Source organism: Paenarthrobacter sp. 2TAF44, assembly GCF_052114885.1.
Lineage (GTDB): Bacteria > Actinomycetota > Actinomycetes > Actinomycetales > Micrococcaceae > Arthrobacter.
Map to the genome: position 1 here is coordinate 65824 of NZ_JBFRFP010000020.1, position 23607 is coordinate 89430.

General features: G+C 61.7%; 23 protein-coding genes and 2 tRNA genes. 22 read left to right on the forward strand and 3 right to left on the reverse strand.

The features are described 5' to 3' along the window. Positions 1–18 precede the first annotated feature (18 nt). The 8 genes from obgE (at position 19) to AB4Z15_RS18480 (ending at position 6946) form a co-directional block, all read left to right on the forward strand. The gene (gene obgE, locus AB4Z15_RS18445) at positions 19–1605 is read left to right on the forward strand and encodes a GTPase ObgE (protein WP_442018410.1); all 1587 of its coding nucleotides are present in this window, start codon (positions 19–21) and stop codon (positions 1603–1605) included. Next, positions 1595–2773 carry a glutamate 5-kinase gene (proB, locus tag AB4Z15_RS18450; protein ID WP_442018411.1) on the forward strand — a complete coding sequence of 393 codons (1179 nt, stop codon included), beginning with the start codon at positions 1595–1597 and terminating at the stop codon, positions 2771–2773. Before obgE ends, proB begins: the two co-directional genes overlap by 11 nt. Beyond that, positions 2770–4134, forward strand: a complete 1365-nt coding sequence (locus tag AB4Z15_RS18455) for a glutamate-5-semialdehyde dehydrogenase (protein WP_442018412.1) — start codon at positions 2770–2772, stop codon at positions 4132–4134. The genes proB and AB4Z15_RS18455 overlap by 4 nt, the downstream gene beginning before the upstream one ends. A gap of 82 nt (positions 4135–4216) precedes the next feature. Continuing rightward, on the forward strand, positions 4217–4456 hold the full coding sequence (locus AB4Z15_RS18460; protein WP_224090660.1) for a hypothetical protein: 240 nt from the start codon (positions 4217–4219) through the stop codon (positions 4454–4456). A gap of 4 nt (positions 4457–4460) precedes the next feature. Further along, entirely contained in the window at positions 4461–5147 is a 687-nt protein-coding gene (gene nadD / locus AB4Z15_RS18465) for a nicotinate-nucleotide adenylyltransferase (RefSeq protein WP_442006191.1), read from the forward strand. Positions 5148–5154: 7 nt separating this feature from the next. Further along, positions 5155–6306, forward strand: coding sequence for a hypothetical protein (locus AB4Z15_RS18470; RefSeq protein ID WP_442018413.1), 1152 nt, complete (start codon positions 5155–5157; stop codon positions 6304–6306). A 58-nt stretch (positions 6307–6364) separates the two neighbouring features. Beyond that, positions 6365–6769, forward strand: a complete 405-nt coding sequence (gene rsfS / locus AB4Z15_RS18475; protein WP_442006133.1) for a ribosome silencing factor — start codon at positions 6365–6367, stop codon at positions 6767–6769. Between the two features lie 104 nt (positions 6770–6873). Next, positions 6874–6946 (forward strand) — tRNA-Ala (locus AB4Z15_RS18480). A gap of 77 nt (positions 6947–7023) precedes the next feature. Here AB4Z15_RS18480 and AB4Z15_RS18485 read toward each other — a convergent pair. Then, positions 7024–7614 (reverse strand): ScbR family autoregulator-binding transcription factor, encoded by a 591-nt coding sequence (locus tag AB4Z15_RS18485; RefSeq protein WP_442018414.1) that lies wholly within the window; start codon positions 7612–7614, stop codon positions 7024–7026. A gap of 384 nt (positions 7615–7998) precedes the next feature. Here AB4Z15_RS18485 and AB4Z15_RS18490 point away from each other — a divergent pair. After that, a tRNA-Ala gene (locus AB4Z15_RS18490) sits at positions 7999–8071 on the forward strand. A 94-nt stretch (positions 8072–8165) separates the two neighbouring features. Here AB4Z15_RS18490 and AB4Z15_RS18495 read toward each other — a convergent pair. After that, positions 8166–8543 carry a cupin domain-containing protein gene (locus AB4Z15_RS18495; RefSeq protein ID WP_442018415.1) on the reverse strand — a complete coding sequence of 126 codons (378 nt, stop codon included), beginning with the start codon at positions 8541–8543 and terminating at the stop codon, positions 8166–8168. Between the two features lie 211 nt (positions 8544–8754). Here AB4Z15_RS18495 and AB4Z15_RS18500 point away from each other — a divergent pair, with 211 nt between their 5' ends. From AB4Z15_RS18500 to AB4Z15_RS18520, 5 genes are all read left to right on the forward strand, one after another. Continuing rightward, the gene (locus tag AB4Z15_RS18500; RefSeq protein ID WP_442018416.1) at positions 8755–9885 is read left to right on the forward strand and encodes a class I SAM-dependent methyltransferase; all 1131 of its coding nucleotides are present in this window, start codon (positions 8755–8757) and stop codon (positions 9883–9885) included. Between the two features lie 208 nt (positions 9886–10093). Then, positions 10094–11293 (forward strand): ROK family transcriptional regulator, encoded by a 1200-nt coding sequence (locus AB4Z15_RS18505; RefSeq protein WP_442018417.1) that lies wholly within the window; start codon positions 10094–10096, stop codon positions 11291–11293. A 32-nt stretch (positions 11294–11325) separates the two neighbouring features. Continuing rightward, positions 11326–12681: an extracellular solute-binding protein gene (locus AB4Z15_RS18510; protein WP_442018418.1), complete on the forward strand. Its 1356-nt coding sequence runs from the start codon at positions 11326–11328 to the stop codon at positions 12679–12681. A gap of 38 nt (positions 12682–12719) precedes the next feature. Continuing rightward, positions 12720–13589, forward strand: coding sequence for a carbohydrate ABC transporter permease (locus AB4Z15_RS18515; RefSeq protein ID WP_442018419.1), 870 nt, complete (start codon positions 12720–12722; stop codon positions 13587–13589). Beyond that, the gene (locus AB4Z15_RS18520) at positions 13589–14404 is read left to right on the forward strand and encodes a carbohydrate ABC transporter permease (protein ID WP_442018420.1); all 816 of its coding nucleotides are present in this window, start codon (positions 13589–13591) and stop codon (positions 14402–14404) included. The genes AB4Z15_RS18515 and AB4Z15_RS18520 overlap by 1 nt, the downstream gene beginning before the upstream one ends. Here AB4Z15_RS18520 and AB4Z15_RS18525 read toward each other — a convergent pair. Further along, on the reverse strand, positions 14401–14604 hold the full coding sequence (locus AB4Z15_RS18525) for a hypothetical protein (RefSeq protein WP_442006678.1): 204 nt from the start codon (positions 14602–14604) through the stop codon (positions 14401–14403). The genes AB4Z15_RS18520 and AB4Z15_RS18525 overlap by 4 nt on opposite strands. A 105-nt stretch (positions 14605–14709) precedes the next feature. On the opposite strand from AB4Z15_RS18525, the gene AB4Z15_RS18530 reads away from it, so the two are divergent. The 8 genes from AB4Z15_RS18530 (at position 14710) to metE (ending at position 23568) form a co-directional block, all read left to right on the forward strand. After that, positions 14710–15717 carry an AAA family ATPase gene (locus AB4Z15_RS18530; protein ID WP_442018421.1) on the forward strand — a complete coding sequence of 336 codons (1008 nt, stop codon included), beginning with the start codon at positions 14710–14712 and terminating at the stop codon, positions 15715–15717. Positions 15718–15727: 10 nt separating this feature from the next. Continuing rightward, positions 15728–16651, forward strand: a complete 924-nt coding sequence (locus AB4Z15_RS18535) for a DUF58 domain-containing protein (RefSeq protein ID WP_442018422.1) — start codon at positions 15728–15730, stop codon at positions 16649–16651. After that, complete coding sequence (locus AB4Z15_RS18540; RefSeq protein WP_442018423.1) at positions 16632–17111, forward strand: hypothetical protein; 480 nt, start codon at positions 16632–16634, stop codon at positions 17109–17111. Before AB4Z15_RS18535 ends, AB4Z15_RS18540 begins: the two co-directional genes overlap by 20 nt. Then, a complete protein-coding gene (locus AB4Z15_RS18545) occupies positions 17102–18085 on the forward strand; it encodes a vWA domain-containing protein (protein WP_442018424.1) in 984 nt (327 codons plus the stop codon). The genes AB4Z15_RS18540 and AB4Z15_RS18545 overlap by 10 nt, the downstream gene beginning before the upstream one ends. Further along, a complete protein-coding gene (locus AB4Z15_RS18550; protein WP_442018425.1) occupies positions 18082–19104 on the forward strand; it encodes a vWA domain-containing protein in 1023 nt (340 codons plus the stop codon). The genes AB4Z15_RS18545 and AB4Z15_RS18550 overlap by 4 nt, the downstream gene beginning before the upstream one ends. Further along, positions 19101–19811 carry a hypothetical protein gene (locus AB4Z15_RS18555; protein ID WP_442018426.1) on the forward strand — a complete coding sequence of 237 codons (711 nt, stop codon included), beginning with the start codon at positions 19101–19103 and terminating at the stop codon, positions 19809–19811. Before AB4Z15_RS18550 ends, AB4Z15_RS18555 begins: the two co-directional genes overlap by 4 nt. 369 nt (positions 19812–20180) lie before the next feature. After that, entirely contained in the window at positions 20181–21149 is a 969-nt protein-coding gene (locus AB4Z15_RS18560) for a methylenetetrahydrofolate reductase (RefSeq protein ID WP_442018427.1), read from the forward strand. A gap of 79 nt (positions 21150–21228) precedes the next feature. Next, positions 21229–23568: a 5-methyltetrahydropteroyltriglutamate--homocysteine S-methyltransferase gene (gene metE / locus AB4Z15_RS18565; protein WP_442018428.1), complete on the forward strand. Its 2340-nt coding sequence runs from the start codon at positions 21229–21231 to the stop codon at positions 23566–23568. Positions 23569–23607: the final 39 nt, after the last annotated feature.

Sequence of the window (23607 nt, forward strand, 5' to 3'; positions counted from 1 at the left end):
CAGCAAGAGGAGATTCACGTGGCGAGCTTTGTAGACCGGGTAGTCCTGCACGTATCCGGCGGAACCGGCGGCCACGGCTGTGTCTCTGTTAAGCGCGAAAAGTTCAAGCCACTCGGCGGACCCGACGGCGGCAATGGGGGCAATGGTGGCGACGTCATCCTCCGGGTGTCCGCGCAGACCACCACCCTGCTGGACTACCACCATGCCCCCCACCGCCACGCAACCAACGGTGGCCCCGGCATGGGCGATTGGCGCGGCGGCAAGAACGGCGAAACCTTGATCCTTCCCGTGCCGGACGGCACTGTGGTGAAGACCAAGGACGGCGAAGTCCTGGCTGACCTTGTTGGCGAAGGCACGGAGTATGTTGCTGCCGCAGGTGGCCAGGGAGGCCTCGGAAACGCCTCACTTTCCTCCCAGAAGCGCCGTGCGCCCGGCTTCGCGCTGTTGGGCATCGAAGGTGAATCCAGCGACATCGTCCTGGAGTTGAAGTCAATCGCCGATATCGCCTTGGTCGGATTCCCTTCAGCTGGAAAGTCCAGCCTCATTGCAGCGATGTCAGCTGCCCGGCCCAAGATCGCCGATTACCCCTTTACTACCCTCATTCCCAACCTTGGCGTTGTCCAGGCCGGCGACATCCGTTTCACCATCGCCGATGTTCCCGGACTGATCGAAGGCGCCAGCGAGGGCAAGGGCCTTGGCCACAACTTCCTGCGCCACGTTGAGCGCTGCGCGGCCCTGGTTCACGTCCTGGACTGCGGAACCCTGGAATCTGACCGTGATCCACTCTCCGATCTCGCCATCATCGAGGCGGAACTGGAGAAGTACGCCGTGGATATGAGCTACGCCGGCGTCGACGGCGAAGTTGTACCGTTGAACGAACGTCCCAAGCTTGTTGTCCTGAACAAGGTGGACCTCCCTGACGGCAAGGACATGGCTGAGTTCGTTCGTCCGGAACTCGAAGCCCGCGGCTACCGGGTCTTCGAAGTTTCGGCAACCAGCCATGTAGGCCTGCGCCAGCTTGGCTTCGCCATGGCGGAGATCGTCAAGGCTGCACGGGACGCCGTTGAGACTGCGCCTCCCAAGATTGCCCCGCCTGTCCTTCGTCCCCGCGCCGTCAACGAGAGCGGCTTCCGGATCCGCCGCGAGGAGAAGAACCTCGAGCCGTTGTTCCGCGTTCTCGGCGAGAAGCCTGTCCGCTGGGTCAAGCAGACCGACTTCACCAATGAGGAAGCCATCGGCTACCTGGCTGATCGCCTGGCCAAGCTCGGCGTCGAGACTGAGCTCTTCAAGGTTGGCGCCAAGCCCGGCGATACCGTGGTCATCGGTGAGGACGATGGCGTGGTCTTCGACTGGGAGCCCACCATGATGGCCGGTGCCGAACTGCTGGCAACTCCCCGCGGTACCGACATCCGCGTTGCCGACATCGGCGACCGTCCCACGCGTTCACAGAAGCGCGATGAACAGCTTGAGCGCCGCGAAGCCAAGGCTGCTGCCCGCGCCGAATTGGAAGCCGAGCGCAAGGCAGGCATCTGGACTGAGTCCGTCAGCCGCCGTCGTGCGCAGCCTGTGACGGAAGGCACCCTGGATACCGGTGATGACGACTAGGACCGTCGAAATTCCGAACGAAGAGGTTCTTGAACGCCAGGCCCTGGCCACCGCCAAGAGGATTGTGGTCAAAGTGGGCTCGTCCTCGTTGACCAGTATCAAGGGTGGCATCTCCGAGAAATCGCTGACGTCGCTGGTTAATGCGTTGGCGGACAAGCGAAACGCAGGCACTGAAATCATCCTGGTTTCTTCGGGTGCTATTGCAGCCGGCCTTGCTCCCCTGGGGCTGGCCAAGCGCCCGAAGGATCTTGCGACGCAGCAAGCCGCGGCAAGCGTGGGGCAGGGCCTCTTGATGGCGCGCTATACGCAAGCTTTCAGCGCTCACGGCGTCACGGTCAGCCAGGTCCTGCTGACGGCTGATGACCTCATGCGCAGGACGCAGCACACCAACGCGTTCCGGGCCCTGGATCGCTTGCTGAATCTTGGTGTCGTTCCGGTCGTGAATGAGAACGACACCGTCGCGACCCACGAGATCCGCTTTGGCGACAATGATCGCCTCGCGGCTTTGGTGGCCCACCTGGTCCGCGCCGACGCGCTCGTGTTGCTCTCCGACGTCGACGCCCTCTATGACGGTCCGCCCTCCCATGGGGCCAAGCGGATCGCCTTGGTTCGCGGTCCCCAGGACCTCGAAGACGTGACCATTGGCAAGGCGGGCAAAGCAGGTGTGGGCACCGGCGGCATGATGACCAAGGTGGAAGCCGCTTCCATCGCGGCGGGCTCGGGCATCCACGCCTTGGTGACGTCCACGGCGAACGCTGCGGCAGCCCTTGCGGGGGAGGACGTGGGAACGTGGTTCGCCGTGAACGGCAACCGCAAGCCCGTTCGCCTGTTGTGGTTGGCCCACCTGGCAACGGTTCACGGGCGCTTGATGCTCGACGACGGCGCGGTGAAAGCCGTGCGCGACCGGCACAGGTCACTCCTTCCTGCGGGCATTTCGGACATCAGCGGTGATTTTGAAGCAGGTGACCCCGTGGAAATGGTGGCCTTGGACGGGACCGTCGTGGCGCGTGGTCTGGTGAACTATTCCTCGGAAGAGCTTCCCCGCATGCTTGGTCGCAGCACACAGGAGCTCGGACAGGCGATGGGCAGGGGTTACGACCGCGAAGTTGTTCATGTTGACGACCTCGTACTCCTTCAGGCCGTCCGCTCATCTAAACTTGGAACATGACTGAAGCGCTGACCCCTGACGCCCCTGTGATTTCCGACGTTACCGGTGCCGCCGGCCCGACGCCGGAGACCCCTGTGGCAGGCGGCGTTCCGTTGTCACCGGAGGACGTCCAAACCGCGGTATACGCCATTGCAGACCGCTCCCGCAAGGCTGCCCGACGCATGGGACAGGCTAACCGGGCATGGAAGGATAGCGCCCTGCGTGCCATCGGGACCGCCCTTCAGGAGCGCCGGAAGCACGTGCTGGACGCAAATGCGAAGGACGTCGCCGCAGGCCGCGCCAATGGTACGTCTGCCGCACTCCTGGACCGGCTGACACTTACACCTGCGCGCATTGATGGCTTGGTTGCGGCTTTGGAGAACCTGGCTGGCCTGCCGGATCCCGTGGGTAACGTAGTCCGCGGCCAGACCCTTCCCAACGGCTTGCGCTTGCGCCAGGTCAATGTCCCCATGGGCGTTGTTGCCGCTATTTATGAAGCGCGCCCCAACGTCACGGTGGATATTGCCGGCTTGGCACTCAAGAGCGGTAACGCCGTCATCCTGCGTGGCGGATCGGCAGCTGCGAACACCAACGAGGCCTTGGTGCAGATTCTTCGGGAAGCTCTGGATTCGGTAGGCCTGCCTGCTGATGCTGTGCAGACCGTGGACCAGTATGGCCGTGAGGGCGCCAACGTGCTCATGCGTGCCCGTGGCCGCGTTGACGTCCTGATTCCGCGCGGTGGACGGGACCTTATCCAGACTGTCGTGACCAACTCTGCCGTGCCCGTTATTGAAACGGGTGAAGGCAACGTGCATATCTTCATCGACGAATCAGCAAACGAAGAGATGGCCGTTGACATTCTTTTGAATGCCAAGACACAGCGTCCCAGCGTTTGCAACACCGTCGAGACCCTCCTCGTTCACTCGGGCTCCACCGTGTTGCCTGCCGTTGCAGCCGCACTCCGCTCTGCCGGAGTCACGCTCCACGTGGATGACCGGATCGCCGCTGCCTTGGGCAAGGACGTGGAAACCGTTCCGGCCGACGACGACGATTGGGCCACCGAGTACATGGACCTGGACCTCGCTGTGGCCATGGTGGACAACCTTGATGATGCCCTTAATCACATCCGGAAGTGGACCACTGGACATACCGAAGCGATCCTGACGAACAACCTGGCTAACGCCGAAAGATTTATCGCTGAAATCGACTCGGCCGCCGTCATCGTCAATGCTTCCACGCGTTTCACCGACGGCGGTGAGCTCGGGCTCGGAGCAGAAGTGGGCATTTCCACCCAAAAGCTGCATGCCCGCGGGCCCATGGGCCTCACGGAACTCACCACAACCAAGTGGATCGTCCAGGGCGAAGGCCAGATCCGCGGCTAGCTACGCGGTAACATAGAACAGAAGTCCGGAACGGCGGGGAGTCCCGCCGTCGAAAATCCTTGAGAACCAACTAGGGGAGAAGATGCTGTTTCAGCAGATCGCCACGTCCATAGCAGCCCAAACAGAAGGCGGCCACGAAGCGCCCGCCCCGCTCTGGGCCGAGCCGTGGGTCTTCGGAGTCAGCATGTTTGCTCTCCTGCTGGTTTTGATGTTCGTTGCTCTCTCCTACACCAACCTCGGCAACCGTCACGAGGCTGTAGAAGAGCACTCGGATCCGCACCGCCAGCACCCGAACAAGCACACCCACAAGCAGGGCCACTAACATTATCGCCGCAACTCCGCGCGGGGAGTCGGAGCGCAGGCTCCGGCTGGGCGTGATGGGTGGAACTTTTGATCCCATCCATCACGGCCACCTTGTGGCTGCAAGTGAGGTTGCCGCCAAGTTCGATCTCGACGAAGTCGTTTTCGTGCCTACTGGCCAACCTTGGCAGAAGTCCAGCAAGCAGGTCAGCAAACCCGAGCATCGATATTTGATGACCGTGATCGCCACGGCATCAAACCCGAGGTTCACGGTGAGCCGGGTTGATGTTGACCGCCCCGGACCCACTTACACTATCGACACCCTGCGCGATCTAAGGGCGCAGCGACCCGACGCTGATCTGTTCTTCATCACTGGCGCCGACGCTTTGGCCCAGATTCTGTCCTGGAAGGACGTTGACGAACTCTGGTCTTTGGCGCACTTCGTTGGTGTAACGCGCCCTGGCCACGAACTGGACGGCATGGGCAGGGAAGACGTCAGCCTCCTGGAAGTTCCGGCTATGGCGATTTCTTCAACGGATTGCCGAACACGCGTAGGTGCGGGGAACCCCGTCTGGTACCTCGTGCCCGATGGCGTGGTGCAGTACATCGCCAAATATGGTCTGTACGCCGCACATTCCGGGACCGCGCGGCCAGGGACAGGGGAGCTGGCCCCCGCATTATCCGGATCAGACGACCAAGCACGTACTGAATGAGTTTTGAATGAGCAGCCAGGAACAGCGACCCATCCGCAGCAGGCGTGAGCTTCGCCGCGCCCGCGAAGAGAACCAGGAGCCGCAGGCCGAAGCTACACCACCCCAGGTAGTGGATGCAGCGGAGAATGCTGTAACTGGCCGTAATCGCCGTGCTGCTGACGCGCCTGTAGACGCAGTGGGTGCCGCCGCGCAGGAGCGGTCCTCCCAGATCCGCGCCCGCGACCGTGCTGCGCTGCGTACCATCAAAGAGCTCGCAGACAAGGAAGAGCAGCTCTCTGGCGGCGGCCCACCAACACGTCGCCAGCTTCGCCTGCAGCAACTCCAGGCAGAAGTAGCCACCTCTGCCAACCCCATTGTTCCCATACCTTCCGGAAAGCCAGCCGATAAACCGACTGACAAACCGGTTGCTGCCAAGGCCGCCCCAGCGCCTGATGCGGGCGCTAGGGGTTCCGACGACGATTCGGCAGCTAGCGCTGGTACTGCAGAATCTGAAATGTCTGTGGAGCAGGCACTCGCGGTACGTGAACTGATTGCTGCCCAGGTCCAGAATCAAACCGCCAAGCTTGAGCACATTGCCGAGCAAGATCCACTGGCTGTCGATCCTGAAGTCCTCGCCCAGCAGATTGCCCTTGCCGAGCGTGCTGCGGTGCTGAACAAGCGGGCCGCGGCCAAGCAGAAGCTTGCCGAACAGAACCAAGCCGAGGCAAAGGTGCCAGCTGCAGCCTCGGTAGGTCCGTCCACTGCCAACAACCTTGCCATGGTCACGCCACTGGAGTTCGTCAAGGTTCCGGGCATTGAACGCCCGGTCATGAAGCGTCCCAGCACCACATTCGTGCCGCTCGTGACGTCGTCGGGTCCCACGCTTGATAGCGCGAAGGCCCCGGCCAGCGGAAAAGGCACACGTGGCCGTTCGGGGGTTCTCGCGCGTGCCGAGGCTGTGGCAAGGAACGCGCGGAAGCGGCCTGTCGCCGTCGACGAACAGCTTGAAGAAACGCAACGCCCGCCGGTTTCTGCCAGTGCGGCCTATGGGCTTGACCCCCTGGACGCCAACACGGCCGGCTTGGCCCGGGCACAGCGCAACAGGCTGCTGCAGCTCGGCGTCCTGGCGTTGGGTGTTCTCGCGCTCATCGTCGGCATCATTATGATCACCAGCGGCTAGTTTCGCTAGAACCCGGCTAACGCCATTTACAGGCCACTGGCCACAACAAGGAGTCCCCGTGTCTGCACATGAACAATCCATCACTCTCGCCCGTCACGCCGCGCGTGCTGCGGCCGACAAACTGGCAGAGGACATCGTTGCCCTCGATGTCAGCGAACGCCTCGCCCTGACTGACATCTTCCTCATTGCCTCTGCGCCCACAGAACGCCAGGTCAACGCAATCGTTGATGGCATCGAGGAAGAGCTGATGAAGCAGGACCTTCGCCCGGTGCGTCGTGAAGGACGATCCGAGGGCCGCTGGGTGCTTTTGGACTACGCTGACATCGTCATCCACGTCCAGCACGCCGAGGACCGTGTTTTCTACGCGCTGGAGCGCCTTTGGAAGGACTGCCCTGTAGTTGACCTTGAACTCGGGGATGACGCCTCGGCAAAGGCCGCGCCAGCAGGGGAATCAGAGCTCTAAACATGGGCCGGCATCCGAATATGCCCGATTTGGAATTTTCGGAAACGCTGTTCTAAGATATTTGAGTTGCTTCGGCGTGAACAGCTTTGAAGCAGCGAGGATATGGGGCTGTGGCGCAGCTGGTAGCGCACCTGCATGGCATGCAGGGGGTCAGGGGTTCGAGTCCCCTCAGCTCCACTCTTGAGGTTCTGCCCTTCTTCGTGATGAAGAAGGGCAGGGCCTTTTTGTGTGGCTTCCGCCCTGGCTGCGACCTGCTAGGCACCAGCATCCGCTTCGATTGCCGGCAGCATGAATTCCCACATCTCGTCAATGCGGCGAAGTACGTCCGAGCGGGCATTGAGGACGTTGGAAACCATCTGGACTCCGGTGAAGGAAGCAACCAGGTAGCGGGCAAAGGCGGCGGGATCCAGCATGGTCCGAACGGTCCCCTCGTCCTGGGCTTTGCGAAGCAGTTGCTCCACCGTTTCAATCCAGTCCTGGTAGGGGCCCGAGATATCGGCATCAAACGCGGATGCTTCGAACGTTAGGCGGATTCCGCCCTGGACAATCGCTTCGTCCAGTAATTGCCTGCCAAACATCCTGCAGAGCGCAATGATCTTCTCCAGGGCAGGCATGCTTGAGGCCACAATGCCAGCACCCGCCGCGAGGACCAACGCATGCTGCTCCTGGATGACGGCCAAGGCGAGCTCCCGTTTGGACGTGAAGTGGAAGTACAGTGCTCCCTTGGTCACTCCGGCACGCTTGGTGATGTCGCTCAGGCTTGCGTTGCCGTATCCAACTTCTGCGAAGACATGGGCGGCGCCTTCAATGACGGAAAGGCGGGTGTCTTTCGCACGTTGCTGCATGGAGGGTGGGGAGCCTCTCAGTTATTCCGAGGTGTGGTGGCAAGCAAAAACGCGCCGCCGGACCCCACTACGCTACCACCGTGCCTAAATTCAGGTCGCTAAAACCGACTGGACGGTTTGGTTTATCCTTCCCATGATTCTAGACTTCAGATGGAGTCGCCGGTCCGGACCGGAGGGACTCCCGTGCAGCCGTTGGGGGGAGGTGCGGTGGAGCAATCCAGCGCACCCCGGCTGCGGCGTTACGAGTTCAGCAGGGCGGAAATGCCCACAATCCCGGTGATGGGGATCACTCTCCTGTGATTTCGCTTCTCGGGGGATTGTGGTTAGTATTGACGAGTTGCTTCGGCGGGAAGGGAAATCTTCCTACGGAAATCAACAAGATCCGGGGCTGTGGCGCAGCTGGTAGCGCACCTGCATGGCATGCAGGGGGTCAGGGGTTCGAGTCCCCTCAGCTCCACTTCGGATAAAAGACCCCGCTCGGGTGAGCGGGGTCTTTTGCTTTCTGGATCCTTTGAGGGATGCCTGCCTTAGCGGGTTAGAGGGCCGGATTCCTACTCCGGACGGACGCCGAACTCGGCTGCACTGAGGAATTCGATGCCTTGGAACGGCTGATCGCCTACCACCCGGGCATGGTGTCCCGGTGGGATCGAGTAGGAATCACCGCTGGAAATGCTGACCTGCCCACCGTCATTGGTTTCCACCTCAAGGGAGCCGGAGACGCAGAAGCCCACATGGCTCAATTGGCAGGAGTCTGTTCCGACTACTGGTTTGATGCAGTCGTCCCATGTCCAGCCGGGTTCAAAGGTGGTTCGGCCGATTGTGTAGTCTCCGACAGTAACGATCTCAACCGTTGTCTTGTCCGGACTGCGCGTTTCATCGGGGGAGTTAAGTGACTTCACTTGGAGTTGCGTGACAACATTGACACTCATGGTTTGCTCTCAGGGAGGGAGCCTGTTAAGTGCGGTCCCGTGGCCTGGCTCTGCGGTTGGGCGGGACCGGTGCCTGCTGCCGTCAGGGTATGGGTTCGCCATCCGACGCGACAACAGGTGCTTGGAATGCTGCATCATCCACATTCCTCCGAAGCCAGCATGAAGTCGAGACACTAAAGCGAACGAATTTAAGGAAAGCGAGAACGCGATCGTGACCGTACAGGAACTGGAGTCGCTGTTCGGCGGGCTCCGTAGGTTCCCCGATGTCGAGGCGGACAACCTTCAGGCATATGACGCCACAGACAGGCTGTTGCTTCAGGCGGCCTCGGATCATATCCGGCCGGAAACCAAGGTTGTTGTCATCGGCGACCGGTATGGTGCCCTGACGCTGGGCGCTTTGGCCGGGACCGGCGTCGGGCACGTCCGCGTTAATCAAGATCTCTACACCGGCGGGCTTGCGCTGCAGCGCAATGCGGAAGCAGCTGGCCTGCAGGGACGGTTCAGTTCCCACGAATTGGGTGCTGAACTCCTGGAGGGGGCCAATCTGGTGCTCATGCAGTTGCCGAAATCGCTGGCGGAGCTGGAGGAAAACGCCGACGCCGTTGCCCGCTATGCAGCGCCGGATGCGGTCCTGCTCGCGGGGGGCCGCGTCAAGCACATGTCCCTGGGTATGAATAAAGTGCTGGACCGTTATTTCTCATCTGTGCAGCCGCAGTTGGCCCGGCAGAAGTCCAGGGTGCTGGTGGCCAGCAATCCCAAGCCGGTTTCGAGCGAGCCTCCCTACCCTGTGGTGGAGCAGTTGCCGGAATTGGGGATCACGGTTTGTGCTCATGGTGCTGCATTTTCCGGTGCACGCCTGGATATCGGAACCAGGTACCTCCTGACCTTCCTGGACAGGATGCCGCAAGCGCGTCGGGTGGTGGATCTGGGGTGTGGGACCGGCATTCTTGCCACGATGTTGGCACGGCACCAGCCGAAGGCGAGCCTGGTAGCAACTGATCAGTCGGCGGCGGCCGTGGCATCAGCTAGGGCCACGGCAGCTGCCAATGGACTGGAAGACCGGATTTCCGTGATCCACGACGACGCCCTGTCAACGTTTGATGCAGGCGGCGCGGATCTTGTCCTGTTGAATCCACCTTTCCACCTTGGAGCCAGCGTGCATGCCGGCGCTGCCCTGAAGATGTTCGAGGCGGCTGCCCGCGTTCTCGCGCCCGGCGGCGAGCTGTGGACTGTGTATAACAGCCATCTGCAGTACCGGCCGGTCCTTGAGCGGCTCATTGGCCCCACCGTGGAGGAAGGCCGGAACCCGAAGTTTACGGTGACTCGGAGTCGTCGTGGATGAGCCGGTCCCGCGCTTCACGGCGGGAATTTAGTGTCATCGTTACCAAGCCCTGACACCGTTGCCTGCGTGTGCGCATACCCGTGTGAGCATGGGTATCGTACGATTCAGACAAAGACGAAGTACGATGATGTTTTTTCGAAAACGACTAGGGGAATCAGTGACTGAGATCCGGCAGCCCACACCGAGGCGCGGAACGAATCTACCCCGCATGGGTGACTTTAATCTGACGGTCATCCTGGAGGCGATTCGGCGGTCTTCGGGTGGGCTCAGCCGTGTTGAACTCGCACAGATTGTTGGACTGTCCCCGCAAACCATCTCCAATATTTCCCGTCGCCTGCTTGACCAGCACTTGATTGTGGAGGCAGGCAAAGAGGGTACTGGCCCAGGCAAGCCGCGGACCATCCTGCGGCTCAATCCGTCGGGCATGTATGCGGTAGGCGTCCACCTTGACCCTGCAGTTATCACCTTTGTTGTCCTGGATCTTCTGGGCGACGTCGTCAGGCATTCGCGGATGGCTACTCCCGGTGGAGACCCCGCCGCGGTGATCACGAGCATCGCCCAGCAGATCAAGGTCCTCATTGAGGAATCGGGCGTTGATGCATCCAAGATCGCGGGGCTCGGTGTAGCCGTCCCGGGGCCAATCGACCTCGATGAAGGTTCCGTCGTGGAGCCTCCGCTGTTGACTCGATGGAACCGTGTGCGTATCCGCGAGGCCCTCACAGAGGCCACGGGCCTGGAGACGCTGGTGGACAAGGACGTAACGAGTGCTGCGGTGGCCGAAACCTGGGCCGGCGGGGCCAGCGGTGCCGGCAGTTTCGTCTTCATGTATATGGGCACCGGTATTGGTTGCGGCATTGTCCTGAACGATGAAGTGGTCCGTGGAACGTCCGGCAACGCGGGCGAAATCGGCCATATCATCGTTGATCCGATGGGGCCCCAGTGTGACTGCGGGCTCCGTGGTTGCGTGAAGTCCTCGTGTATCCCACAGGTCCTGGTGGCTGAGGCCGAGGCGGCCGGTGTGCTGGACAGCCATGGCAAGGACGCGGATGGGCCGCAGGTACAGGAACGTTACGCCTTGTTGTGCGACAAAGCCGATGCCGGCGATGAAAAAGCCATCGCCATCCTTGATAAGTCAGCCACTCTTGTGGCCCGTGCTGTCTCGGTGGTGACCAACACCCTTGACGTGGAACGCGTTGTTTTTGGTGGTCCTTTCTGGGGGCGGATGTCAAAGTACTTCCTGGAGCGTGTTCCGGGCCTGATTGCTGAAAACAGTGCGGCCCGCATGATCCACGGTATTGAAGTTGTGGGTTCCGGAGTGGGTGAGGATGTGGGCGCCATTGGTGCGGCCTGCCTCGTGCTGGAGCACACGCTGGCACCACGCGCCCAACGGCTCCTGCTGGAGGGCTAACTACTCCGCCACGTCGACTCGATTGGAGCATAATGCGCCGCCCCATGAGGTTTGCCACCGTCCTTCCCGTCGTAGCCGCTCTTCTCGCTGCAACCGCTTGTTCCTCGACGCCGCCTACTGCCGAGAACAAGACCCTGAAGATCGTCTACCAGAAATCCGACTCCTTCACGGCCCTGGATACCGTGATGCAGGACGCCAAGAAAGAATTCGAGGCAGCCAACTCTTCGGTGACGGTCAATCTCGAACCGATCCAAGCCAACGATGACGACTACGGCACCAAGCTCGCTCTGGCCCAGCGATCCCCGGACACCGCGCCGGACGTCTTCTATGAGGACACGTTCAAGGTGCGCTCCGACGTCGACGCCGGTTACCTCCTCAAGCTGGACAGCTATCTGGAAAAGTGGGATGACTGGTCCCAGTTCAATGAAGCGGCCAAAGCTGCAGGCCGGGCCGACGACGGAGGTATTTACGCGGTGCCTCTGGGCACTGACACGCGTGCTATCTGGTACAACAAGGCAGTGTTGCAGAAGGCCGGAATTCCTGTTCCGTGGCAGCCCAAAACGTGGGAAGACATTCTCTCCACGGCACGTGCCATCAAAGCCTCGGACCCAACTGTGATTCCCTTCAACATGTACGCCGGCAAGGGTACGGGCGAGGGCACCGTTATGCAGAGCTTCTACGAACTCCTCTACGGGACTGACAGCACGCTGTACGACGAAAAGGAAAAGAAGTGGGTAGTCGGTTCCCAGGGTTTCACTGACTCGCTGGCTTTCCTGAAGACCCTCTACGACGAAAAACTCGCAACCAGCCCGGCTGAAGCCCTCGACGCCAATGTCTGGAAGAAGGTCTTTGGCGAGTGGTTCCCGCAGGGCAAACTGGGGGCAACCGTGGAAGGCTCCTACACGCCGTCGTTCTGGCAAAAGGGCGGGCCCTATGAGTGGGCAGGCTACGAGCAGGACATGGGTGTGGCCATGTTCCCCACGCGGAACGGACAGGAACCGGGTGGCGTCAGTATGTCCGGTGGATGGACCCTTGCAGTTGGTGCCAAGAGCAAGAACGCTGAGCTGGCGTTCAAGTTCCTCACCACCGCGCTGAACAAGAAGAATGCCTTGGCCTTTGACGTTAACAACTCCCAGATAGCGGTCCGCACGGATGTTGCCAAGGAATCGAGCTACGTTTCGGCGAATCCGTTCGTCAAGGACGTGTCGGAATTGGTGAAGGTGACGCATTACCGCCCAGCCACCGCCGATTATCCGAGGATTTCGACGGCGGTCCAGGTAGCCACCGAGTCTGTCATCACCGGAAAGCAAAGCCCTGAAGATGCCGCAGCCGAGTATGACGCCACGGTGCGCAAGGTTGTTGGCGATGACAAGGTCCTGGACAGATGACGGGCATGAGATGACATCAAAGAAATGACAGCGGCGAAATGACGATTCGCCGCTACCTGCGGCTCCTGCCGGTCGTTCCGTCCGTTCTCTTGCTCTTGTTGTTCCTGCTTGCCCCGGTGGCCTGGTCCTTTTATGCGTCGTTTACCAATGCCGCACTTTCAGGCCGGGCTGCCCGGGATCCACAATGGGTGGGGCTGGAGAACTATGTCCGGATGTTCAGCGATGGCTCGTTTCCACTGGCGGCATGGCTGACTGTTGTTTTCGTCGCGGCCTCGGCCGTGTTCGGCCAGAACGTGCTCGGCCTATTGATCGCCCTGCTCATGACGCGCTCACGTAAGGCAGTTTCCTCGTGGGTGGGAACGGCGGTGGTAGCCGCCTGGGTACTTCCGGAGATCGTGGCTGCCTTCGCGGCCTATGCCTACTTCAACCGTGACGGCACTCTGAATCAGATGCTGGCCTTCTTTGGCGGGCAGGGGCCGGACTGGTTGTACACGTTCCCGCTTGTCGCGATTATCCTGGCGAACACGTGGCGGGGAACGGCGTTCTCCATGCTTGTATACAGGGCCGCCCTCGCGGACGTTCCGCAGGATGTCTCGGAGGCTGCCCTGATGGATGGTGCGCAAGGCTGGCAGCGCCTGGCATTCATTACGTTGCCACTGATCAGGAGCAGCATCGCCACCAACCTGATGCTGATTACCCTGCAGACGTTGGCCGTGTTCACGCTTATTTGGGTGATGACGGCCGGAGGCCCAGCCAATGCCAGTACCACCTTGCCGGTGTTGGCGTACCAAGAGGCCTTCAAATTCGGGGATATTGGCTATGGCACGGCCGTTGCTTCGGTATTGATTGTGTTGGGAGTGGTCTTCGGCGCTGTCTATGTCCGCCTGCTCAGGGAGCAGAAGCCGTGATGTCCAAGCCGCGGCTGGCGGCAGATGTTGCCTTGGCCGTGATCGGTTTGTGCTTTGTGGCACCGTTGCTGTGGTTGCTGCTGGCCGCCGTCGATCCTCACGCGGGCTATCAGACGGCGGTGCCGTCGGCGCCTTCGATGGATAATTTTGGCGCGGTGTTCACGCCGGAATTGTTGTTCCAGCCCCTGACCAACAGTTTCCTTCTCTCGGCCGGAACAGCGGCGGTCAACCTGGTGGCAGCAGTCCTTGCTGCGTATCCGCTGTCCCGCTACCAGTCCAGGTTCAACAAGCCGTTCATGTACTCGGTCCTTTTCGGGACGTCGTTGCCCGTGACTGCCATTATGGTGCCCGTCTACGGATTATTCGTCCAGCTCCAGTTGCTCGATTCCATGATGGCCACCGTATTCTTCATGGCTACAACCACGCTGCCCATGGCCATCTGGATGATGAAGAACTTCATGGACTCCGTTCCCTTGGAACTGGAGGAGGCAGCATGGATGGATGGCGCCTCAAGCATGGCGGCCTTACGCACCGTCGTCCTGCCTCTTATGAGGCAGGGACTGGGCGTGGTATTCATCTTTGTTTTCATACAGGCATGGGGAAACTTCTTCGTCCCCTTCATCCTGTTGCTCTCCACAGCCAAGCAACCAGCCGCGGTGTCCATCTTCAGCTTCTTTGGCCAGCATGGCGCCATAGCCTATGGGCAGCTGGCGGCGTTTTCCATCCTGTACTCAGTGCCGGTGTTGTTGCTGTACGTGCTGGTATCCCGGAGCGTGGGCAGCTCCTTCGCGTTGTCCGGCTCGGTGAAGGGCTAGTCGATGTCCTCGACTATTTCGCCGTAGGGTATCGACTCATCCAGATGAGCCTGGTGCCCGGTGGGGCCTGTGTTGTAGATAATCCGGACTCCATGCCTTTGGTCTGCGGCGGACTGCAACAGAACTGGGCGGACGGCGTCGATGACGCGCTGGCTTTGGCCGTTGAGGTACTGCTCATAGCGGACTGGTAGCTGAGGCATGGCAAAAGAATAGACCTCAGAAGCCCGCATGGGGAGGGCTCCCCATTGCGAGCTTGTTCAGGGGAGGCTTGGATAGAGTGATTCACGCCAGCGAGGGGACCACGAGTGCTTCAGAACACAGCCACGGCCGGAATCCATGCACCGGACTTGGCCAGTGCCCAGCAGCTCGTCGGCAGCATTATCCGCAGCTTCGAGACCAAGGTGGTGGGCCAGTCCAGGCTGCAGGAGACGCTGGTGATCGGCTTACTGACCGGCGGACATGTCCTTTTGGAGAGCGTGCCGGGTCTGGCCAAGACCACAGCGGCGCAAGCTCTTGCGGAGTCAGTGAGTGCGGATTTTCGCCGGATCCAATGCACTCCGGACCTGTTGCCCAGCGACATCGCGGGCACCCAGATATTTGATGCGGTCAAAGGCACGTTCGTCACCCAATTGGGACCGGTTCACGCGAACATTGTGCTGCTTGATGAGATCAACCGTTCCAGCGCCAAAACGCAGAGCGCCATGCTGGAGGCGATGCAGGAACGGCAGACGTCCATTGGTGGCGAGTCCTATCCTCTGCCCGAGCCTTTCCTGGTGCTGGCAACGCAAAACCCGATTGAGCAGGAGGGTACCTACCGCCTTCCGGAAGCACAGATGGACCGCTTCATGCTCAAGGACGTCCTGGACTATCCGAGCCCGGCGGAGGAAGCCGAAGTCATCAGGCGCATAGATGCCGGGGTGTTCAGCGCAGCGCAGAAGCCACCAGCGGCTGCTTCCCTTGACGCCATTGTCCAGGTGCAGGAACTCGTCAAGAGGGTTTACGTTGATCCTGCCATCATCAGGTACATCGTTGGCCTGGCGTATGTGACCCGCCATGCTTCCCAATACCTGGAGCCACGTTTGGCCAACCTCATCGAGTACGGTGCAAGTCCCCGGGCGAGCATTGCCTTCAGCCAGGCAGCGAGGGCGTTGGCACTACTGAATGGGCGGGATCATGTCATTCCGGAGGACGTCAAGAAGCTGGCCCACAGGATCCTGCGCCACAGAATAGTGTTGGGGTTCGACGCCGTGGTTGAAGGTGTCCCCGTGGAAACCATCATTGATGCAGTGCTCGCGTCCGTTCAGACGCCGTAGCGGACCCAAAGTGCCCAGCCTGCTCCGACGCGTGAAGTCGAAGATGTTCATCTTCGCCCATCGCAGGACCCTCACCCTGTTGGATGGCGAATACGGTTCGGTCTTCAAGGGCCGCAGCTTGGACTTCGATGAATTACGCTCGTACGTACCCGGCGACGAAGTCAGGGACATCGATTGGAAAGCCACTGCCCGCCACGGATCACCACTGGTCAAGCGCTATGTGGCCGTCCGCCGTCATTCGGTGCTGTTGCTCGTGGACACAGGACGGAACATGGCAGCCCATGCCGCCTCCGGTGAATCCAAGAAGGAGATTGCCGTTGATGCTGCCGGCGTGCTGGGCTATCTCGCCTGCAGGCACGGGGACGATGTCGGACTCCTGCACGGCTCGGCCGTTACCTCGCGCTACCTCCCGCCCCAGGGCGGTGAAGAGCACCTGGAACGGCTGCTGCGGGAAGTGGAGGCGGGGATTTCCCTGGGTGGGCCGGTGAGCGCCATCACCGAGCAACTCGACTATGCGCTCAGGTTCTTGAAGGGCCGGCTGCTTGTTGTCGTTCTCGCCGATGAGTTTAAGCCCGACCACCGCACGGAAACTCTGCTGCGGCGGCTGAGGGCCCGGCATGAAGTCCTTTGGCTTACTATCCTCGACGCTGAGTTGGCCAAGGAGGACCCTTCGGCGCTCACGCACGAGGCCAGCTTCGACGTCGGGAACGGGCAGCGGATCCCTGCGCCGTTGGCGGGGAACAGTGTTGTTCGTGCCGCATACGCCACCGCCATGCGGAAACGCGCGGAGGAGCGCAGCGCCTTCTTCCGCAGGCTCGGCATTGCTGAGCAGACGGTTAGTGCCACAGGCGACGTCCTCCCGGCGGTGTTCGCGCTCTTGGAGAAGCACCGCTCTGGCTCGAAGTCTGCAAAGAGTGGCAACCGTGCAGGATGACGCGGGCTTCTACGCACCCCTTCAATATCAGCAGCTGTGGCTATGGCTGGGCTTGGTGCTGCTGCTGCTCGTAGCGTGCTGGTACGGGTGGATCCTGTGGCCCGTCCGCAAAGCATCGCCAAAAACTCCGGCTAGCTTGCATGGGGGGTCACAAGATCTGGAAACGCTGCGGGCCGGGTGCCTGTCAGCAATAGATGCCCTCGAAAGAGAGGTCGACGCCGGCCGCCGCCCCGGGCGTGACGCCCACCAGCGACTCAGCCTCCTCGTGCGGGAATTTGCGGGTGCAGCCACAGGCCTTCCGGCCACTTCCATGACACTGGAGGAATTGCGCCGCAACGGACTGGATCAGTTCGCCGGGGGTATCGCGGTGATCTATCCCAACGAATTCGCGCCCGTAGCCACGCAATCCGTTCGGGACTCCGCAAAGACCGCACGCCAGGTGGTACAGGCGTGGAGCTGACCTATTGGTGGATTCTTCCCCTCGCTGCGCTGGTACTGGCAATAGCCGCCCGACTGGGGACCCGGCGTCGACCGCAGAGGGGCAGGCCAGTGGCACACGGCGAGCGCCTCACCGACCTTCCCGAGTACCAAAAGACCTTGCGGCGGTACAAGACCACGTTGGTCCTCGCCATGGCCTTGGGTGCATTGTTTCTCGCGGCCACAGCCACAGCAGCGGCAAGACCTGCCCAGCGCACCACGGAACAGCCCGAAATCCGGAACCGGGACATCGTCCTCTGCCTGGATGTTTCAGGATCCATGACCAGTACGGACGCTGCCATAGCCAAGGTGTTTCAGGAACTCGCCCGGGAATTCGATGGCGAGCGCATCGGCATGGTGATCTTCGACAGCAGCAGCGTCCAATTGTTCCCGCTGACAGACGACTACGACTACGCCGCGGAACAACTCACGGCAGCTCAGAAGGCCCTGGACAGCGGGGCAGGATCCTTCTTCGACGGGACATGGAACAGGGGAGGATCGTCCCTGATCGGCGATGGGCTGGCATCCTGCGTGCAAAGCTTCCCGGACGTCGAATCGGAGTCCGACAACGCCAAGCGCTCGCGGTCTGTTGTGCTGGCGACGGACAACTTCCTCTCCGGTGACCCCATCTTCACCTTGCAGCAGGCCGGCGCGCTGGCCCAGACCAAGAATGTCAAGGTGTATGCACTGAACCCCGGCGACTTTGACTACGGAGATCAAGCTGATCAGCCAGGCGTCCAACTCAGGGCGGTTGCCGAAGGAACCGGGGGCAGCTACTTCACCCTTGACAGTCCTGGCGCGGTGCCCGGGATCGTCCAGAAAGTGCAGGAGACCGAAGTCAGCAGCTACCTGGCCGCGCCCCAGGTTGCCGTGAGCGATAGTCCGGCGCTGCCGCTTGGGGTTGCGCTGCTAACAGGTGCCGGCATGGTGATCCTGGGATGGAGGCTGAGCCCGTGACATTTCAACCGATTCTTCCGTGGACACTCCTCGCTGCCATAGGCGTCGCCGTCATATCGTTCACCCTGTGGACCATCCTTCGCAGGCCAGGACCCGGCAGCACTGGACCACAAGGGTCGATGAGACCAGCCGCCATCCGGGGCGCCGCCGTCGTGCTTCTGGTCCTCGCCGCGCTGCGACCGGGGTGGCCAGGCAGTGAAGCGAGGACCGCGGTCGCGGACGTTGATGTATTTTTCGTCGTCGATACCAGCACCAGCATGGCCGCTGAGGATTACAACGGCACAGACACCCGCTTGTCAGGGGCAACACACGACGTGATGGCGATCGCCAAGGAACTGGCGGGAGCCAAGTTTTCCCTTATCACCTTCGACAACAAGGCGACCGTCCGCATGCCCTTGAGCCAGGACGCCACAGCGCTGCAAACCGCCATAACAACGCTGCAGCCGCAAAACCCGCGGTACGCCAACGGCAGCAGCATTACGGGCGCGGGAGCGTTGCTCAAGAACAGGCTCGCGGCCGCCAGGGAGCAGCACCCAGGACGTCCAGCATTGGTCTTCTACGCCGGGGACGGCGAGAACACGGCCGCCGAGGCACCAGCGCCGCTGCCCGTGGATGCGAACAGCGTAAGTGGGGGAGCGGTGCTGGGTTACGGCACAGGGCAAGGTGGCCGGATGAAAGACCCCTCGGACACCAAAGCCGGGTACATACAGGACAAGAGCTCGGGCCAGGACGCCGTGTCCAAAATTGACGAAGGGCAACTGAAAAACATCGCAGCGCAGCTCCATGTCCCATATGTCCACCGGGACGGGAACCAACCTACGGCTCACATGCTTGCCAAAGCCCAGCCCGGCGCCCTCACGCCTACCAACGACGACGGACCCGGCCGCGTGGAACTCTACTGGCTCCTGGCGCTCGCAGGCTTCCTGCTGGCCCTTCACGAACCCCTGCGTCATCTGACCGCGCTACGGGAAGTACGGGGGCATCGCTTGCGCCCGGGAACCAAAGAGCCAGTGGCATGAACAATGCACGACGCCGGACACGCCGCCTCGCGCTGTGGTCAGCCCCGCCGGCCCTGCTGGCGCTCGCCGTGGCAGCGAAACTCCTGAGCGTAGGTGCCCTGGGCGGGTACGCTGCACAGGCCTTCGAAACGGCTGATCAGGATGGTGCAGCCAGGGCCGCTTCCTGGCTGCAGGTTGCAAGCCTGTTCGAGCCGCACAAAGCGTACTTTGCATCCGGCGACGCCCATGTTCTGGCCAGCGACTTCTCGGCGGCACGGAAGGACTTCGAGGCGGCGCTGGATGCCGGTGCCGGCACTGATGAATGCCAGGTGCGGGTCAATCTGGTGTTGAGTATCGAGAAACTGGGCGATGCTGCCCTGTCGGCAGGCAGTAAGCCGACGGCAGCCACGTTGTTTCGTGAAGCGTTGGACGTCGTCGAGTCCTCACCTGCCCAGTGCGCGCAGGAGGGGCCCGGGAATTCGTCAGGGGAGGGGAAGGCTCTGGACTCAGCTGCCGGTCGGCTCAAGGGCAAGATAGCTGCGGACTCCGACGGAAGTGGCGAGGCGGAGAAGCCGGCCAAGGATTTGCCGTCCGGCCAACAGCAGGAGCAACTGCAAAAGCTGGGAGAGAGCGCGCAGCAGGCCAAACGTGAGCGGACAGAAGGGCAGGAACGCGAGGAGTACCTGCGCGGCCCCGAGAATGACTCGGGCGTAGACAGGCCCTGGTGAAGGTTTCTACGGCACCTTTTGGCGAACAAAGTTCACAAATCCTTCTTCACGGATCGTAAAACTGCGTCTTAATTCGGTGGTCGAGTTGAACCCCTCCTTGCCCACGACCTAGAGTCATAAACAAGTTACCGCGGTAACGTGTCAGCGATCCTCCGTTGGATCCGCCCCGTAAGGGCGGTGAGGAGGGTGTGGGTGCCCCCATGTGGGCCTGACATTTGCACACGGAAAGCTTCATTCCAGGCGTACCAGTCGCGGCTGCGTCCTGCTGGAGTTCTTTCGTGTATCCCAAACTCAATTCATCGATCATGCAATCAATGGCTCCCATGGATCCATTGGGTGACGTTCGATGACGAACAGCCAAGGACGCAAATGTCGCCACCAAGCCTTATTGACGTACATCCCAACCTCGCCGGAACGGCACCCGTAGCACTTTCCTACGAGCTGTTTCCCCCTCGCTCCCCGGCAGCCGCAGAAACCCTGTGGACCACTATCCGTGAACTCGAAGCCACCGAGCCGGACTACGTCTCCGTGACGTACGGTGCCAGTGGATCCAACCGGGACACCGCTGTTGACCTCATCAACCGTCTCCTGCTCGAAACCACGCTTCGGCCTTTGGCCCACCTGACGTGTGTGGGGAACACACCGGTTGAACTGGCAGAGATCATCGGTGAGCTCCTGGACCACGGCGTCCGTGGCATCCTGGCACTACGCGGCGATCTGCCCAAGGACGGAAGCCAGCCTGCCAGCGGTTCACTTCGCTACGCCCAGGATCTGATCGAACTGATCCGCCGGGTGGAGCAGCGTCGTTCAGCACTCCTTTGCGCCGGCAAGATCGCTGTCGGAGTGGCGGCGTACCCCACCAGGCATCCTGAATCGCCAAGTGTGGGACACGACGTCGAAGTTCTCCTCGCCAAGCAGCGTTCCGGTGCGGACTTCGCGATCACGCAGGTCTTCTTCCACGCGAACGAGTACTCGGACCTGGTTGCCCGTGCACGTCGGGCCGGGGTAACCATCCCGATCATCCCCGGTGTCATGCCGCTCACCAGCCTCCGGCGCCTGAAGCGCCTCGGCGAGCTGGCCGGCGTCGACCCTTCCGTGGAACTCATGGAGCGCCTGGCTGCCGTGGACACTGAAGCCGACCGTCGGCGAATCGGCGTCGCAGCCACTGTGGATCTGGCCAATGCGGCACTGGATGCCGGTGCGCCAGGCATTCACTTGTACACCTTCAATGAGCACGCCGACGCCCTGGACGTGCTGGACAAGCTGGCGCTGCCGCGGCCATCCCGCCCTGCTGGCCGCGTAAACACCATGGCCCTGCGCCAGGAATACGCAAGCTAACAGCCTGCCACCAACCCGTCGGCTCTTCCCGGCCACCCAAGACACCAACCTTTTCAAACCACTTCATCAAGGAATTCCCATGACTGAACAGAACACGCCCGCCACTCCGTTCCCGGCAGCCTCGCTGCTCGGCTACCCTCGCATCGGCCGTCGCCGCGAGCTCAAGAAGGCTGTTGAAGCTTACTGGGCCGGCAAGATCGACGCCGCAGCACTGGACGCAGCAGCAAAGGACATCCAGCTCACCATCGCCAAGCGCCTGCAGGAACTGGGCCTTACTGAAGCTGCCGCCGTTCCGGGTACCTTCTCCTTCTACGACCAGGTGCTGGACACCACTGCGCACCTGGGCGCAGTTCCGGCACGCTTCGGTAAGCTCCTCAACGCTGAGGGCCAGCTGGACATCGATGGCTACTTCACGCTGGCACGCGGCAACAAGGAACAGCAGCCGCTGGAAATGACCAAGTGGTTCGACACCAACTACCACTACCTGGTACCGGAAATCGGCCCGGAAACCGAGTTCACGCTCGCCTCCACCGCCAAGGTTGACGAGTTCGCCTTCGCACTTGCCAACGGCATTGAGACCCGTCCGTACATTGTTGGCCCGGTCACCTACCTGCTGCTCTCCAAGGCATCCGACGACGCCCCGGCCGGTTTCGCCCCGCTGTCCCGCCTCGAGGACATCCTGCCCGTTTACGTGCAGCTGCTTGAGAAGCTCGCCGAGGCTGGCGCCAGCTGGGTTCAGCTCGATGAGCCGGCCCTGGTTGTTGACCAGGACACGCCGGCCGCCGAGATCGAAGCAGCCGTTGCCCGCGCTTACGAGGTCCTCACGTCTGCCGCGAAGCGTCCGCAGATCCTTGTCTCCACCCCGTACGGTTCGCTTGACGGCCAGCTCGGTACGATTGCTGCCACCAACATCGACGCCCTGCACATCGACGTCTTCAAGGGTGGAGTTCCCTCTGCAGCTGCCCTCGCAGGCCTGGGCAACAAGACCCTGGTTGCCGGTGTGGTTGACGGTCACAACATCTGGCGCAACGACCTCGCCGCTTCAGCCGCGAAGCTGGATGAGCTGAAGGCTGCGGCCGGCAAGCTGGCCGTCAGCACGTCCACGTCCACCCAGCACGTCCCGCACGACGTCGCAGAGGAAACCGCGTTGCCTGAGCAGCTGCGCAGCTGGCTCGCCTTCTCCGACCAGAAGGCAGTGGAGGTCAAGACCCTCGCTTCCTACCTGGCGGACCCCGCGTCGGCCAAGGCTGCCATCGACGAAGCATCCGCCGTGATCGCTTCCCGCGCAACCGCCGAAGGCGTTCGCCGCGACGACGTCCGCGCCCGCACCCAGGCACTGACCGCTGCGGACTTCAACCGCTCCGAGTACGCGGTTCGTGAAACTGCCCAGGAAGAGGCACTGCACCTTCCGCCGCTGCCCACCACCACCATCGGTTCGTTCCCCCAGACGTCCGAGATCCGCTCCGCACGTGCCCGCAACAACAAGGGCGATCTCACCAACGAGCAGTACGAGAAGCTCATGAAGGACGAGATCAAGCGCGTTGTGGACCTGCAGGAAGAACTGGGCTACGACGTCCTGGTTCACGGCGAGCCCGAGCGCAACGACATGGTCCAGTACTTCGCGGAGAACCTCGAAGGTTTTGACGTGACGGTCCACGGCTGGGTCCAGTCCTACGGATCCCGCTGCACCCGTCCGTCCATCCTCTGGGGCGACGTCACCCGCAGCGCCCCGATCACGGTCGCCTGGGCTGAGTACGCACAGTCGCTGACCAGCAAGCCGATGAAGGGCATGTTGACCGGTCCTGTCACCATCCTGGCCTGGTCCTTCGTTCGCGATGACCAGCCGCTGGGCGAGACCGCCAACCAGGTTGGCCTGGCACTCCGCGACGAAATCGCTGACCTCGAGGCGGCCGGCATCAAGGTCATCCAGGTGGACGAGCCCGCCCTCCGTGAGCTCCTCCCGCTGCGCAAGGCAGACCACGCCGACTACCTGAAGTGGTCCGTTGACTCCTTCCGCCTCGCCACGGCCGGTGCTGCCGACTCCACTCAGATCCACACCCACCTGTGCTACTCCGAGTTCGGTGTGATCATCGATGCAATCGACGGCCTCGACGCAGACGTGACCTCCATCGAAGCTGCACGCTCCCGCATGGAGGTCGTCCACGACCTCGAGTCACACGGCTTCGGCCGCGGCGTTGGTCCGGGCGTTTACGACATCCACTCGCCGCGTGTTCCGGGTGAAGCAGAAGTCACCGAACTCCTGGCCACCGCCGTCAAGCACGTTCCCTCGCGCCAGCTCTGGGTCAACCCGGACTGCGGCCTGAAGACCCGTGGCTACGCCGAGACCGAAGAGTCCCTGCGCAACCTGGTCAAGGCAACCCAGACGGTTCGCGCCACGCTGCTCGAAACCGCTAAGTAAGCCAGCCACAACGACGGCGGCCGGTCACCGAAAGGTGAC